This is a genomic window from Paenibacillus sp. TAF43_2, assembly GCF_052113545.1.
Taxonomy (GTDB): Bacteria; Bacillota; Bacilli; order Paenibacillales; family Paenibacillaceae; genus Pristimantibacillus.
Genome location: NZ_JBFRDK010000076.1, coordinates 14122 through 28680 on the forward strand (window position 1 = coordinate 14122; position 14559 = coordinate 28680).

General features: G+C 46.1%; 12 protein-coding genes. 10 read left to right on the forward strand and 2 right to left on the reverse strand.

What is annotated here, in order from left to right; genetic code table 11:
• Position 1 precedes the first annotated feature (1 nt).
• Together AB4Z17_RS17285 and AB4Z17_RS17290 are read left to right on the forward strand one after the other, a co-directional pair.
• A complete protein-coding gene (locus tag AB4Z17_RS17285) occupies positions 2-1714 on the forward strand; it encodes a hypothetical protein (protein ID WP_441961052.1) in 1713 nt (570 codons plus the stop codon).
• 96 nt (positions 1715-1810) lie between these two features.
• Positions 1811-2608, forward strand: coding sequence for a polysaccharide deacetylase family protein (locus AB4Z17_RS17290; protein WP_441961068.1), 798 nt, complete (start codon positions 1811-1813; stop codon positions 2606-2608).
• A gap of 107 nt (positions 2609-2715) precedes the next feature.
• On the opposite strand, the gene AB4Z17_RS17295 is transcribed toward AB4Z17_RS17290, so the two are convergent.
• Positions 2716-3582, reverse strand: a complete 867-nt coding sequence (locus AB4Z17_RS17295; RefSeq protein WP_441961053.1) for a phytanoyl-CoA dioxygenase family protein — start codon at positions 3580-3582, stop codon at positions 2716-2718.
• A 134-nt stretch (positions 3583-3716) separates the two neighbouring features.
• The gene (locus AB4Z17_RS17300; protein WP_339204815.1) at positions 3717-4589 is read right to left on the reverse strand and encodes an AraC family transcriptional regulator; all 873 of its coding nucleotides are present in this window, start codon (positions 4587-4589) and stop codon (positions 3717-3719) included.
• A 212-nt stretch (positions 4590-4801) separates the two neighbouring features.
• Between AB4Z17_RS17300 and AB4Z17_RS17305 the strand changes: the two genes are divergently transcribed.
• From AB4Z17_RS17305 to AB4Z17_RS17340, 8 genes are all read left to right on the forward strand, one after another.
• On the forward strand, positions 4802-5125 hold the full coding sequence (locus tag AB4Z17_RS17305; protein WP_076267085.1) for a UxaA family hydrolase: 324 nt from the start codon (positions 4802-4804) through the stop codon (positions 5123-5125).
• Positions 5122-6282, forward strand: coding sequence for a UxaA family hydrolase (locus tag AB4Z17_RS17310; RefSeq protein ID WP_441961055.1), 1161 nt, complete (start codon positions 5122-5124; stop codon positions 6280-6282). Before AB4Z17_RS17305 ends, AB4Z17_RS17310 begins: the two co-directional genes overlap by 4 nt.
• A 66-nt stretch (positions 6283-6348) precedes the next feature.
• A complete protein-coding gene (locus AB4Z17_RS17315; RefSeq protein ID WP_441961057.1) occupies positions 6349-7122 on the forward strand; it encodes an SDR family NAD(P)-dependent oxidoreductase in 774 nt (257 codons plus the stop codon).
• A gap of 41 nt (positions 7123-7163) precedes the next feature.
• Complete coding sequence (locus tag AB4Z17_RS17320) at positions 7164-8072, forward strand: fumarylacetoacetate hydrolase family protein (RefSeq protein ID WP_441961059.1); 909 nt, start codon at positions 7164-7166, stop codon at positions 8070-8072.
• A 506-nt stretch (positions 8073-8578) separates the two neighbouring features.
• On the forward strand, positions 8579-9448 hold the full coding sequence (locus AB4Z17_RS17325) for a sugar phosphate isomerase/epimerase family protein (RefSeq protein ID WP_441961060.1): 870 nt from the start codon (positions 8579-8581) through the stop codon (positions 9446-9448).
• A gap of 22 nt (positions 9449-9470) precedes the next feature.
• Complete coding sequence (locus AB4Z17_RS17330; RefSeq protein ID WP_441961062.1) at positions 9471-10574, forward strand: Gfo/Idh/MocA family protein; 1104 nt, start codon at positions 9471-9473, stop codon at positions 10572-10574.
• Positions 10575-10703: 129 nt separating this feature from the next.
• On the forward strand, positions 10704-12974 hold the full coding sequence (locus AB4Z17_RS17335; RefSeq protein WP_441961064.1) for a glycoside hydrolase family 3 N-terminal domain-containing protein: 2271 nt from the start codon (positions 10704-10706) through the stop codon (positions 12972-12974).
• A gap of 92 nt (positions 12975-13066) precedes the next feature.
• Positions 13067-14559: sensor histidine kinase (locus AB4Z17_RS17340; protein ID WP_441961066.1), on the forward strand; the 1493-nt coding region annotated here is incomplete at its 3' end.

Here is a 14559-nt window from a genome sequence, read left to right on the forward strand (position 1 = left end):
AATGAACATAGTGGACAATTCCAATCATTCATTCGATAACAGAAACAAATTGATTGAGCTGATTGATTCCCTAGACTCCCAGTACAATTCAGAAAACCGTTTACTTAGGTCACCCTTCAGTAGTCCCGGCTATCATACGACCATTAAACAGGCTGATTTTATCCATTCAACACGGAGTTCGCTCAGCTATGCGCTGGGTCTGCTGGATACAGGGAAAGAACATTATGAGCAGCGTGCTTTCGATATCATTGAGCAAATCGTTTCCTTGCAGGATACAGATCGGAGCCGCAATACGTTCGGTATCTGGTCTTGGTTTTATGAGGAGCCGCTTGATCAAATGTCCCCTCCTGATTGGAACTGGGCTGACTTTTGCGGCAAGCTGCTTGTGCTGATCATTTCAAGGCACGATGCAAGGCTGCCAGAGACGCTGCGGCAGTCGGTGAAACAAGCTATTTGTAATGCCTGTGACGCGATTATCATTCGGAATGTTGGAYCGCATTACACTAACATTGCGATTATGGGCGCGTTCGTTACGCTCATCGCTGGTGAATGGTTCGAGCGGCAGGATTATGCAAAATACGGATTGGAACGACTGGAAAAGCTGCATAACTATACAATGCCTCGGCAGGCGTTCCAAGAGTATAATAGTCCGACATACACTTATGTTGCTATTTTGGAGCTGTCTGCTATTGTAACGGAAACGAGCAATGCCCATGCAAAGCAGCTTGGAAACAACTTGCTGAACATCGCATGGAAAAGTGTAGCGGATCATTTTCATGCCGGTACAAGGCAGTGGTCCGGTCCGCACAGCCGTTGTTACAAAACGCTGCTTACCCCTCAAAGCAAAGCTTTTCTACAACTAGCAACCGGAGGAAAGCTGGCTTTCTATACGGAGGATGAACTTCCTTATTATGAAGATTGGTATAAGTGCGGCGCTGTATGTCCAGAGCAATATATAGAAGGGTTCCTTACGCTCGGTCAGCGGACGATAAGGGAATGCTTCGGGATCAATGGAAACGGTAAAGAGAAGTGGGCAACTACTTATATGACGTCGACCTATTCACTCGGCTGCTTCAACAAAGAGATTATGTGGAACCAGACAAGGACTTTGCTCGGCTATGTTGATAATGGCGGCGAGGCGACTTACTTGCATCTGCGTGCGCTGCACGATGGTTATGATTATTGTTCTGCTATTTTTCATGGGGAGCAGCGGGAGAACCATCTGTTGTTTGGAGTGAATTTTGTCGTCAATGGCGGAGATACCCACCCGAATTTGGATATGATTCATGGCTCAATCGAAGCGTCAGATTTGCGATTCCGTCTGGAAATTGGCGGCGCTTTGGATCAGGTCAGCACCGTAGTGGAGAAAGGCAGTGTTAGCCTGCGAATAGGGGAGACGCTGGTATTGCTGCGCAGCTGGTTTGCAGCCTTTGATGATCAGAGTGCAGGCGAGGAAGTAAGAGACTGGAGCTGGGAAGTAACTAGGGAGGGTGACTTGCTCGGCATCGACCTTGTACTTCATACCGGTGAAAAGAAGGTTATTGATTTTCAAAAACTGAACGAGGCTGCATTTCTTTTCTCTCTTTGCATAGGAGAAGAAGTCGAGAGCTTCAAGCCGCAAATCGAACGTACAAAAGAGCTTGCAACTATTAGTGCAAGCTGGAATAATGAGGATATAGCGCTTACTTTGCAGTTGAAGCCTGGTATGCTGTAATTATCCACAAAGCTTGACCCATCGAACTGATGGGTTTTTCTTTTAGCAGTGTGTATAGTCCAGCTGAGCAAAGAGAATAAGAGAGGACGAAATGTGATGAAAGTTCAGTACACGTTATTTCCAGAAGGACGAACGAAGGCTATGACCTTCAGCTATGATGATGGGCGCACTCAAGACCGGCAGCTCGTAGCGAAATTAAATCAGTATGGCTTCAAAGGTACCTTTCATCTTAACTCTGGTTTTCTTGGGCGCGAGGGATATATTACAGCGGAAGAGGTTAGGACGCTCTTTCAAGGCCATGAAGTATCTGCGCACACGGTTAGTCACCCTTTTCTAGAAATCTCTCCACCAGATCAAGTAGCACATGAAATTTTGGAGGATCGGCGGACGCTGGAGAGTCTTGTACAATATCCGGTACGTGGAATGAGTTATCCTTTTGGAACTTATAATGACAAAGTCGTTGCGATGCTTCCAGCGCTTGGAATTGAATATGCTAGAACGGTGAACAGCAATGGCAGATTCGATATGCCAGCTGATCCGCTTCGTTGGCATCCAACATGTCATCATAAACAATTGCTAGAACAAGTTGAAATTTTCAAAGACTTTAAGGAATGGTTTAGTAGAATGTCTTTGCTTTATGTTTGGGGCCATAGCTATGAGTTTGACAATGACGATAACTGGGAGATTATTGATCAAGCGGGGGAGGTGCTAAAGGATAACGATACCATCTGGCATGCTACGAATGCAGAGATTATAGCCTATATGCAAGCGCTCGAGAGACTTAGATTCTCAGTCGATAGAAGCATTGTTCATAACCCTTCTGCGCTCGACGTCTGGATAAGCGTGGGCGATAAGCCTATTAGAATTAGTGCAGGTCAAGTTATTCAGTTTTAAATTCGCCATTCCTGAAGTTCTGCAGCTTCTAGAATAAACAGCCAGAAGAGCATATCTCGCTCTTCTGGCTGAAAAAAACTAAGTAGTGCGGCGTTCTCCCTTTTATTTTATGTGTTGTGTTCGGGCTTTTCTGCAAGCCAATCTTCCAGAGTGGCTACTCTTTCAGGGTGAAGATAGCTTCTTGCTAGAAAACCTGCGCCATGGGATGGCATAGGATCTTGATCCGTTGGTTGATATCGCAAATCTACGCTCCAGCGCACCTCGTCTGATTCATTGGGGGTGGACATATGCAGACAACGGTCATTAAAAAGAATCGCGCTTCCAGCTGGAACGGGCAAGACGACAGTTTTTGTTTTACCCAGCTGGCTTTCATGCAACGCCGTGTAGCCTGTACCTGTATGGCTTTCGCTATGCCATTTCAATAGCTTCGTGCGATGAGTCTTAGGCTTGATATGCAAGCAGCCATTGACTTCGTTCGCATCGACAAGAGGAATCCAAACGGTTATGACAGGATTAGAATTGGCATCGGGCCAATACGATTTATCTTGATGCCAAGGCACTGCTCCAGCAGCAACTTTCGGAATTTTTGGTCTTGTGTTGTAGACCGGATTGGAAAAAAGCTCTCCCCCGATTAAGGATTCCACAGCGTCCAAAATTTTTGGATTGCTCATTAAATCGAAGTAGCCAGGCAGTCTATCACGCCAGCTTCTACCGTAGTTCAGAAATTCCTCTGAGGTCAAATCCGCAAACAACTCCGCGAGCCTATATTTGAAGGGCCGATGCTCCAGTTTATTGCTAATAAGTCCTGCATGCATTAACTCATCTGCAATCATGGATACTTTCTTATTCATCGCTTCTTTGGCGGGCGATAAATCCTGTTCCGACAGCAGATTTGGAAGCACAAGATACCCCTGCTCATTATAAAAATCAATTTGTTCATTCGTTAAACTACCGAAATTAGATGGACTTGTCATGTTTTATTTCCTCCTATTCGTTATCAACAATTGAACCCATCGTACCAAATAGGAGCTGAAGCTGTATTTAGATAACAGTACGATGATTTATCAATCCATCCGCTAACCTGCTTAACATGAAGTCCCTGCTGCGCCTATTTAAAGTCTGACGATAGGCTGCTGCGTTTGTAGCCGGCTGGCGTCGTTCCTGTTAGTTTTTTGAATGTGCGATGGAAATGTGGCAGGCTCTCAAACCCGCATTCGCTCGCTATCGCATGGATTGGCGCATCCGAGGATAGAAGGAGCTCCTTGGCGTGACTGATCCGTTTTGCCGTGACATATTCAGTTAGCGTCATACCAGTAAGAAGCTTAAAGACACGCGTAAAATGTGATGGATTCACTGCCGCTTTGGCGGTTAGCGTGGATAGGCTGACGTCACCAAAAGGATGTTCGTCGATTGTACGAAGCGTTAGCCTCATCCACTCCGGTGCACCCGTATGTTTCCGTTCGGCTGTTGGAGCGGGTATTTGGCGATTCAGCAGAAGCAGCAGCTGGAGCAGATGAAGGACGGCAGCATGGCGGCGCCCTGGTTTATCCATCGTCAACTCATCGTTAATATGAATCAGCATCGTTTCTATTAAGTGCTGGTCGGATGTATCCAGACTGAGCTTCTGGCTCTTCCGCTTGTTAGCCTCCTCAAAGCATTGAACAAAAGAAAAGGTATCGCCTAAGGAGTCCCATTGAACAATACGACCGTGAAAATAAATGGCGCTCACCGTCAACGGCGCTTCTTCATCCGGCAATGCACGATGGACGGTGTTGCCAGGGAGCAGAAATAAATCACCGGGTTCTATGGCATAGAAGGAGCCATCAATAAAAAACACGCCTTTTCCCGAATGGACATAGACGATTTCATGCCAATCATGCAGGTGGTTGGGCAGCTCATTATGCGAATCCTTTACCGCACGATAGCTGAATTCGAATGGAAAAGAAGCAGCAGCATCAAATTGCTTGCGAATCGGCTTCATTTTGGCGGTGCCTCCTTGATGAGGAAGATATAAAAATATGCTGTTCGGTACTAGTGTAATGGCTATCCGAATAATAGTCAAAATAGGGTATGTTTAAGCGTTTTCTCGCAATTTTCATATCTTAAATGCTCGATTATTATGAAGGATAACGATTAAAAATTGGATAGTAAACCGATTAGTCATGAACGAACAAAAGATGGAGGAGTGGCTGAATGAAACAACAAATGACAGATGGCGTCGATGCTTTAATTATGGATGACCGTGATCATGTTGTGATGGCGCTGCGTGATGTTGAAGCTGAAGAAACCATTCGCTACAGAGATGGTGAGGAAATTCATGAAATAAAAGCACTTGATGCTATTCCATTCGGACATAAGCTGGCGATTAAGGCACTTAGTGAAGGACAGGAAGTGCGGAAATACGGCGAAACCATTGGGCGAGCGAGTATGGCCATTTTGGCGGGGCAGCATGTTCATGTCCACAATATTGAAGGAATACGCGGCAGAGGCGATATAGCCGGGAAGGTGGAAGCATGAGTACATTTATGGGGTACGAAAGAGCGAACGGAGATATTGGCATTCGCAATCATCTGCTCATCATTCCAACGGTCATCTGTTCCAATCAGGTTTGCAACCGAATCATGCAGCTAGTACCAGGTACTGTGGCCATTCCTCATCAGCATGGCTGCAGCCAGATCGGAGCGGACAAGGAACGTACTTTCGAGGTGCTGTCGGGAACTGGGAAAAATCCAAATGTAGGCGGAGTGATCATCATCAGTCTAGGGTGTGAGGTAGTGGATCCCTACGCGCTTGCAGAGGATATTCGTAAAACCGGCAAACTGGTGGAAGTATTTGATATCCAGTCGGTTGGCGGCTCGGTGAAAGCGATCCAGCATGGAACGGAGCTAGTCAAACAAATGATGGCGGAGCTTGAGCGTCAGCCGAAAGTACCTGTTCCACTGTCAAAACTCAAGGTAGCCGTGAAATGCGGCGGCTCCGATGCCACTTCCGGCTTGTCGTCGAATCCGGCACTTGGTGAAGCCGCGGACTCTTTAATCGCAGCAGGCGGAACAATCGTTATCGGCGAGACGACCGAAATTATCGGCGCCGAGCATGTGCTGGCACAGCGCTGTGCCACGCCGGAAACGGCGGATATGCTGTATCATATTGTCGGCCGTTTCGAGAAAGAGGTAGAGCGGATGGGCGCTGACATGCGGGGCGGTAATCCGAGTCCCGGCAATATTGAAGGCGGTCTTTCTACGATTGAAGAGAAATCACTAGGCTGCATTAGCAAATGCGGGAAAGCACCCATTAAAGGAGTTATCGAATACGCGGAACAAATACCGGAGGGCGGACTCTACTTCATGGACTCGCCGGGCAACGATATCGAATGTGTATCGGGCATGGCAGCGGGGGGCGTTCATATCGTTTGTTTTACGACGGGAAGAGGAACGCCAACGGGGGCAGCAGTCGTGCCAGTCATCAAAATTACAGGGAACAAACGGATGTTTGAGCGGATGGAAGATAATATGGACGTCGACGTCAGCGATATGCTGGGCGGCATGCTGAGTTTGGAGTCGGCAGGACAGAAAATATGGCAAGAAATCATAGATGTAGCGGATGGAAAATGGACGAAGGCAGAAACGCTGGGCCATCAAGAATTCAGCATTAACCGTATCGGACCTAGCCTATAGAAACATTTTGTGAGCCACGTGGTTAGTTTTGGGGCATGAATTCGAATATAGAAGGGAGCTTAGTATATGAGATTAGCGGATAAGATTGTCCTCATTACCGGTTCAGGTTCAGGTATTGGCAGGAGCTCGGCGCTGCTGTTCGCCAAGGAAGGCGCGTTTGTTGTTGTTAACGATCTGAACGCAGATAAAGGAAAGGAAACGGTAGAAGAGATCAACTCCCTAGGGGGGCGGGCTTCGTTTGTTTATGCGGATGTTACGGATCCAGATTCCGTTCAATCCATGGTAAGCGAAACGCTTGCCGCGCACGGCCGGATTGACGTCCTGTTCAATAATGCCGGCATTAGCGGTGTAGGGGCGCTTCATGAGGTGGAGCCGGATGACTGGGATCGCGTGATCCGGGTCAATATTCGCGGGGTTTATTTGCCTTCCAAGTATGTCCTGCCTCATATGATGGAACGAGCGAGCGGCACGATTATTAACATGTCTTCCTGTATTGCAGAGATGGGTCTTGCAAACCGCGCGTCTTATGCAGCTACCAAAGGAGCGGTACTGGCACTTACCAAATCGATGCAGGTCGATTATGCTAAGTACAATATTCGTGTAAATGCACTTTTGCCGGGTACGATTATGACGCCGTTTGTTGAAAACTATTTACGCACCTCCTACGAGGACCCAGAGGTTGCCATCGCATCGCTAAAATCACGGCAGCTCAGCAATGAATTAGGCCGTCCGGAAGATGTAGCGAAGGCGGCGCTGTTTCTTGCATCCGATGAGTCGAGCTTTATGATGGGCTCACCGCTTTATATTGATGGAGGCGTCGTGTTCGGCAAAAATGCCTGACGCAGCAGTATGAATCATCCACAAAAGAGAGGAAGATAACTATGAAATTGCTTGTCATTCAAAAAGAAAATGGCTCTCATTTAGGAGTTAAATTAGCGAGTGGCGTCTTGGATATCGTTGAGGCGCTGAAAATCAACAATAAGCCGAATGTACCGACAGCAGTTATGGAAGTGATTGAAGGTGGTTCGGATGTGCTTGGTGCGTTAAGCCAGTTTGTGGAGGAAGTCTCCGCAGCTTCAGAACAATATTCTGCTGCCCTATACCGCGAAGAGGATATTACATTCGGCCCATGTGTAACCGAGCCGGGCAAAATTATTTGCATCGGACTGAACTACCGCAAACACGCGCATGAGACCAACGCTCCAATTCCTGCGTATCCGATTTTGTTCAACAAATTCGATAACACCGTAGCTGCTCATGGAGAAGATATTCCGCTTCCAACAAAGGTGACAAGTCAGGTTGATTACGAAGCTGAACTGGTTATCGTCATCGGCAAGAAAACAAAGTATGTTGAGAAGGAGCAGGCGCTGGAGCATGTATTCGGTTATTGCTGCGTCAACGACTTGTCCGCAAGGGATCTGCAAATGCGCACGCAGCAGTGGCTGCTTGGCAAATCACTGGACAAGTTCAGCCCGCTCGGTCCTTATTTGGTCACTGCAGATGAAATTGCAGACCCTAACAATCTGTCCATTGGCTGCACTGTTAACGGTGAAGTGCGTCAGCAGTCCAATACTTCGGATATGGTTTTTAGCTGTGATGAAATCGTAAGCTATGTCTCACAGCATATGACATTGTCGCCAGGCGATATTATTCTTACTGGAACGCCTGAGGGTGTTGTACTCGGCTACCCGGAAGAGAAGCGGGTATGGCTGAAGGCTGGCGATACGGTTACGATCGAAATCGAGAAGCTGGGTTCGCTGACGAATCGGTTTGTAGAGGAAGTTCAGTAAACAGCATAGATCAGCGAGTGGAGAAAGCCTGTATCATTGAGGCTTTCTTTTTTTATTACTAAAGAATGACATGCGGTTGGCTATGAACGGGCTTCCTTTCTTTAATTTTAACGAACCTTATTAACGTTATTGCATGCTTTATAAGGGGGTTATGAGCAACGTTTCTCGAAATAACGATTCTAGAGTTCGTTACAATTATAAGCCATGATGAATCTTTTAAATAAGGGCTATTAGGTTCGCTAGCTATAAGTAGGATGAGAGAAGGATATCGTTTGGCCTAAGCTCTATCCAAAAAAAGTAGGGTCTGTTTCAAGTGGAGGTCATTCTACTTTTGAGACAGTCCCTTTTTTTATCCAAAAAGTTGGCGGCAAATCTTTCATTCCGACAACCACAGTGCGGAAATTCAATAATAGAATGACGGATACGTGAAAGAAAGAAAGTCTCCGGTATTCTATCATAATAAATAAGAACACAATCAACCAATCGAGATGGGGGTATTTCGCCGAATGACTATTGAAGCAGGCATTAATATTTTTTCCGTATACAGGGAGCTTGGTGAGGATTACTTTGGAACGCTGGAGAAGGTTGCTGCCGCAGGGTATGTAAATATTGAGCTTATTGGATTCAATATGAAGTCCTTTACACGATATATCGATGAAATTCCTATGGAAGCGGTTCGAGATAAGTTTCGTGAGCTTGGTCTAAATGCAGTAGCGGTTCATGAAGGCACGATGCCTGGGCAAGAATTGATTTCGCATGACTGGGATTCGCTTATGAAGTATTACGCGGGTATCGGTTGCCAACGAATCGTGCTCCCATCCGTGTGGATCAAAGATCGTGAGGATACGCTGAAAGCTGCGGAGCAAATGAACAGTGTCGGCAAAAAAATGAAGGATGGCGGGTTCCAGTTCTATCTGCATAATCACGCGCATGAGTTTAAAGCGGTCGGTGATCAAACGCTGTTCGACTTGATTTTGGAAAATACAGATCCATCCTATGTGAAATTTGAAATCGATATGGCATGGGTCGTACGTGCAGGCATAGATCCGATTCATGTGTTAGAGAAGCTTGGCGATCGTTGTGATATTGTCCACCAGAAGGATATAAGCAATAATTTATCCGGCCAGCTCAATATTATGGAAGCTATGCAGCAAGGCAGCGAAGAGGGGCTTGAACCATTTCAAATCTATCAGAAGCATATCGGCCCTGGAGACTTCGTTGATCTTGGCACAGGCAGGTTTGATTTTGCAGCTGTGTACGAGCAAATCCGCGCAATGGGGCATGTCCGTTATGCGCTTGTGGAGAACGAGGGCGAGTCGGAAGACAAGTTTGGCAGCATTCGCAAGGATCTAACCGTGCTTCAACAATATGTATAGCCCATAAGGAGGAGAATGTTCAATGAACAAAGGAAAACTTAAAATCGGTATCATCGGCTGCGGCGGTATCGCGAACCAGAAGCATATGCCATCGTTAGCCAAGCTTTCACATATGGGTGATATGGTTGCCTTCTGTGATGTTATTGAAGAGAAAGCGCAAAAGGCAGCTCAGGATTTTGGAAGCGAGGGCGCTAAAGTTTATGTCGATTACAAAAAGCTGCTCGAAGACGAATCAATTGATGTTGTTCATGTATTAACACCGAACCTGCAGCATTCTTATATAACAGTTGATGCACTAGAAGCAGGCAAACATGTCATGTGTGAGAAGCCAATGGCGATCAACTCAATTGAAGCCAAAAAAATGGTAGATGCGGCTAAGCGGACAGGCAAGAAACTGACGATTGGCTATCAGAATAGATTTAGAAATGACTCTCAAATTTTGCATAAGGCATGCCGCGAAGGTGATTTAGGAGACATTTATATGACTAAAGCTCATGCCGTGCGCAGACGCGGAGTGCCGACATGGGGGGTCTTTCTGGATAAAGAGCAGCAGGGCGGCGGACCGTTAATCGATTTAGGCACGCATGCGCTGGACTTGGCATTATGGTTCATGGATAACTATAAGCCGAAATCGGTGAGTGGTTCTGTCTATCATAAAATGGCGGATAAGATCGAAGGCAATATGATGGGGGCATGGGACCCGGAAAGATATGATGTAGAAGACTCGGCTTTTGGATTTATTAAAATGGAAAACGGCGCTACGATTTTCTTGGAGGCGTCATGGATATTAAATACAACCGATGCTAAAGAGGCGATGACTACGCTTTGCGGGACAGAAGGCGGAGCAGAGATGAAAGCTAGCTCAACGTTTGGGAAAAGCGATGTCATCTTTAATAGCGCCAAACACGGACAGCTTGTAGAGACGAAACCTTCCTTTAGCGGAGGCATTGCTTACTTCGGTCCAGGGGCTGAGGATGATGGGGTGAAAGAAGCAAGACAATGGCTGGATAGTATTATTAATGATACCGAACCTCTCGTAAAACCAGAGCAAGCTTATGTTGTCACGCAAATTTTAGAGGCGATCTATAAGTCGGCTGAAACGGGCAAAGTTGTAGAATTTGAATAAAGTTTCAATTCATTTAACGGAGTAACAATATAAAAGGGAGCCTTTCCATCAGTGGGAAGGTTTTTCCGCTAGTGAGAGGGAATACGTTAATGTCTGAATATGATAATCGTCCTAGGAGGCAGTAATGACATGAGTGATCATTGGACTGAAACAAAATTGGAAACGATTACATATGTAAAAAATGAAGGTGGCCCAACACTCGGATATTCAGCTAATTCAGGCGTAAATATTATAGTGGAAGATGGTTTTGCATTTAAAGACCTCAATAAGGATGGGAAGCTGGATAAATACGAGGACTGGCGCTTGCCGGCAGAAGAGCGAGCAAAGGATTTAGCCTCAAAAATGTCCATCGAGCAAATTGCCGGTTTGATGTTGTACAGCGCGCATCAGGCTGTTCCAGCTTCGCATGGCTTTTTCACCGCCTCTTATAATGGCAAGCCGTATTCGGAGAGCGGTGCGAAGCCGCATGATTTATCAGATGAACAAATAAAGTTTTTAACCCAAGACCATCTGCGGCATGTGCTCCTTACTTTTGTAGAAAGCCCGGAGATTGCTGCTCATTGGAACAATAAAGTACAAGCCTTGGCCGAAAGTACAGGTTTGGGCATCCCGGCGAATAACAGCAGTGATCCGCGCCATGGGTCCGATGCGAGCAAGGAATATAATGCAGGGGCGGGAGGCGCAATTTCCATGTGGCCCGAAACGCTGGGGCTTGCAGCAGCTTTTGATCCTGAGCTTGTTCATCAGTTTGGGAAGATCGCTGCTAAGGAATACAGGGCGCTTGGCATTGCAACCGCTCTTTCTCCCCAAATCGATATCGCGACCGATCCAAGATGGTCGCGCTTCGACGGCACGTTCGGAGAGGATTCAAGACTTTCAGCCGATTTGGCAAAAGCCTATGTCGACGGGTTTCAGACCTCGTTTGAAGAAGAGTCTCCATCAGACGGCTGGGGATCAGGAAGCGTAAATGCAATGGTCAAGCATTGGCCGGGCGGCGGTTCGGGCGAAGGCGGCAGAGATGCTCATTTTGGATACGGCAAATTTGCTGTATATCCAGGCAACAACTTCGAGGAGCATCTAATCCCGTTCTTGGACGGCGCTTTCAAGCTCTCGGGGGGTACGGAGAAAGCATCGGCAATTATGCCTTATTATACGATTTCCTATAATCAAGATCAGGTGAATGGCGAGAATGTGGGCAACGCCTACAACGCTCATATCATCGGCAACCTGCTTCGTGATAAATATGGCTACGATGGTGTCGTGTGCACGGACTGGGGAATTACGGACGATGAAGGCGCTGATATTACACGATTGTTTCCAGGAGGACGTGCATGGGGGGTTGAGGAAGGTTATACCGTTTCGGAGCGTCATTACAAAGCGCTTATGGCCGGAGTAGATCAATTCGGTGGAAATAATGATGCGGGTCCTGTCATTGAAGCTTACCGTATCGGTGTGGCAGAGCATGGTGAAGCCTATATGCGAGCAAGGTTTGAGCAGTCAGCGGTAAGGCTCTTGAAGAACATGTTCCGCGTCGGCTTATTCGAGAACCCGTATTGCGATCCAGAACAAACCACTCGCATTGTCGGCAATGCTGAATTTATGACAGCTGGCTACGAAGCGCAGCTCAAATCACTCGTTTTGCTTAAAAACAAAGGAAACGTTCTCCCGATACAGAAAATGAAGACGGTCTATATTCCTAAACGCTACAGACCAGCAGGTACCAATTGGATCGGATTCCCGACTGCTGCATTTGACGGATATCCCGTCAATATGGAGGTTATACAGAAATATTTCAACGTAACAGATGACCCGGAGACAGCTGATTTTGCAATGGTGTTCATTACGGGGGCAGATTCCGGCAGCGGATACAGCAAGGCAGATGCTGAAGCAGGTGGAAACGGTTATGTTCCGATAAGCTTGCAATACGCCTCTTATACCGCAGAGCATGCTAGGGAAATTAGTATAGCCGGCGATGATAGAGATGTGTTAAACCGCTCCTATAAAGGGAAAACGGTAACGACCACAAATGCTTCGGACTTGGAGGCTGTACTGAGAACGAAAGAGGTTATGAAAGGCAAACCTGTCATTGTGTCGCTGCAATTATCGAAGCCTTCTATCGTTGCAGAATTTGAAGCAGAGGCCGATGCAATCATAGCTGCATTTGGGGTACAGGATCAAGCGATTCTAGATATTATTACCGGTGAAGCAGAGCCTTCAGGGCTGTTGCCGATGCAGATGCCTGCTAATATGAAGACCGTTGAGGAGCAGCTGGAAGATGTTGCGCACGATATGGAAGTACATGTTGATTCCGAGGGGAACGCCTATGATTTTGCATATGGCTTAAACTGGAGCGGGATTATCGTCGATGATAGGACGAAACGCTACGGCAAGAAAAAATAGTTTGATAAAGCGCAGCCGGGGATTAATCCCCGGCTAATAGTTGTATATAGCTCTATTTTTTATTTAAGAGGCAAATGGGGGCTTAGCAGAACTTGAAATTACTTAATCGTTCTCTCTTTAATTCGCTTCGATTTAAGCTGGTAACAGGGCTTATGCTTATTATGATTCCGATGGTTTCCTTTCTTATTTATAACAATTTGTATTCCATTGATGTCGTTCGTAATCAAGTGGCGCAGTCCAACAGCAATATGCTTAATCTATACATGGGTTTAATTGATACGACGCTTGAGGATATAGATAGCTACATGCTCAAATTTACTGCGGAAGAATCCGGTTTGAATATTCTCGATAGTCTCCCAGAAGCAGATGTAGATTTATACAATTTGCAGCGAATTTGGCTATTTACAGAGTTAAGAGACAATGCGACTTATTATAAAGCATTGGACTATTTTTTTATTTATTCACCCTTGAATCAGGATTTGTTGTTCGCGCCTAAGCTGACGGGCTCTGCTTATTCCAACAATGATTTCATCAAGGATGGAATTGTTGCGCTTCTGAACGATGAACAAGCGATGAAAAGCTATCAGTACGATAAATGGTCTGTGCTGAATTTGAAAGAACAAAATTATTTGCTGCATATGATTAAGGCTGGCAACCTGTACATTGGGGCAGGGGTTAATGTGGATGGAGTTATGGACCCGCTGGACTTTCTAGACCTCGGATCGGAAGGCAGGTCGCTGCTTGTTGATGAGAGCAATAGGCCGCTTCAGGACGAGGACTTTTTCGAAAAAAATAAAATCGATTTATCCTATATCTCTAAGACGTATCAGCTTTCCGGCGAAGACAACAATTACCTCGTCATGGGCGAAAAATCAGGCAAAGGTGAATTTGGATTAGTAGCTGTCGTACCCGAGCAAAATATTTTGGAGAAGCTTCCTTATCTGCAAAGAATCATTGTGCTGATTGCGACAGGCTCGATTCTCATTCTAGTGATTGCTTTGTATTTTCTGCGTAAAGTGGTCCTGCTGCCGATCAATCGAATTATTGTCGCCATGCGCAAAATCAAAGAAGGCTATATGGAGGCAAGAATACCGAATAAACCGACCTCCAATGAATTTGAGATGATGAATGAAACGTTCAACAGCATGGTCTGCGATATTCAACAATTGAAAATTGACGTTTATGAGGAACAATTGATTAATCAGAAAGCAGAGCTGAAACAGCTGCAGCTGCAAATTAACCCTCACTTCTTTTTGAATAGCCTCAACATCGTCTATTACTTGGCGCAAGAGAGAAAGTACGAATTAATACAGGAGCTGTCCCTCTCCTTGATCCGCTACTTCCGGTTTATGTTCCGCAGCCAGACGGATTACGTGCCTCTGCAGGATGAGCTTAATCATAGTGAAAACTATTTGAAAATCCAGACCTTCCGCTTTCCCGGAAGCTTTACGTACGACATCGCTGTTGATGGCGAGCTGAGGGATTGTTATATTCCTCCGTTAATTATTCAAAGTTTTGCGGAGAATACGATAAAACATGCAATTAACACGGATGAGCCGACTCATATTGCGATAACGATTGGAAG

Excerpts from the sequence above, each read along its gene's own strand:
- AB4Z17_RS17290 (WP_441961068.1), top strand. The coding sequence starts at position 1,811 with ATGAAAGTTCAGTACACGTTATTTCCAGAAGGACGAACGAAGGCTATG.
- AB4Z17_RS17295 (WP_441961053.1), bottom strand. The coding sequence starts at position 3,582 with ATGACAAGTCCATCTAATTTCGGTAGTTTAACGAATGAACAAATTGAT.
- AB4Z17_RS17300 (WP_339204815.1), bottom strand. The coding sequence starts at position 4,589 with ATGAAGCCGATTCGCAAGCAATTTGATGCTGCTGCTTCTTTTCCATTC.
- AB4Z17_RS17305 (WP_076267085.1), top strand. The coding sequence starts at position 4,802 with ATGAAACAACAAATGACAGATGGCGTCGATGCTTTAATTATGGATGAC.
- AB4Z17_RS17310 (WP_441961055.1), top strand. The coding sequence starts at position 5,122 with ATGAGTACATTTATGGGGTACGAAAGAGCGAACGGAGATATTGGCATT.
- AB4Z17_RS17315 (WP_441961057.1), top strand. The coding sequence starts at position 6,349 with ATGAGATTAGCGGATAAGATTGTCCTCATTACCGGTTCAGGTTCAGGT.
- AB4Z17_RS17320 (WP_441961059.1), top strand. The coding sequence starts at position 7,164 with ATGAAATTGCTTGTCATTCAAAAAGAAAATGGCTCTCATTTAGGAGTT.
- AB4Z17_RS17325 (WP_441961060.1), top strand. The coding sequence starts at position 8,579 with ATGACTATTGAAGCAGGCATTAATATTTTTTCCGTATACAGGGAGCTT.
- AB4Z17_RS17330 (WP_441961062.1), top strand. The coding sequence starts at position 9,471 with ATGAACAAAGGAAAACTTAAAATCGGTATCATCGGCTGCGGCGGTATC.
- AB4Z17_RS17335 (WP_441961064.1), top strand. The coding sequence starts at position 10,704 with ATGAGTGATCATTGGACTGAAACAAAATTGGAAACGATTACATATGTA.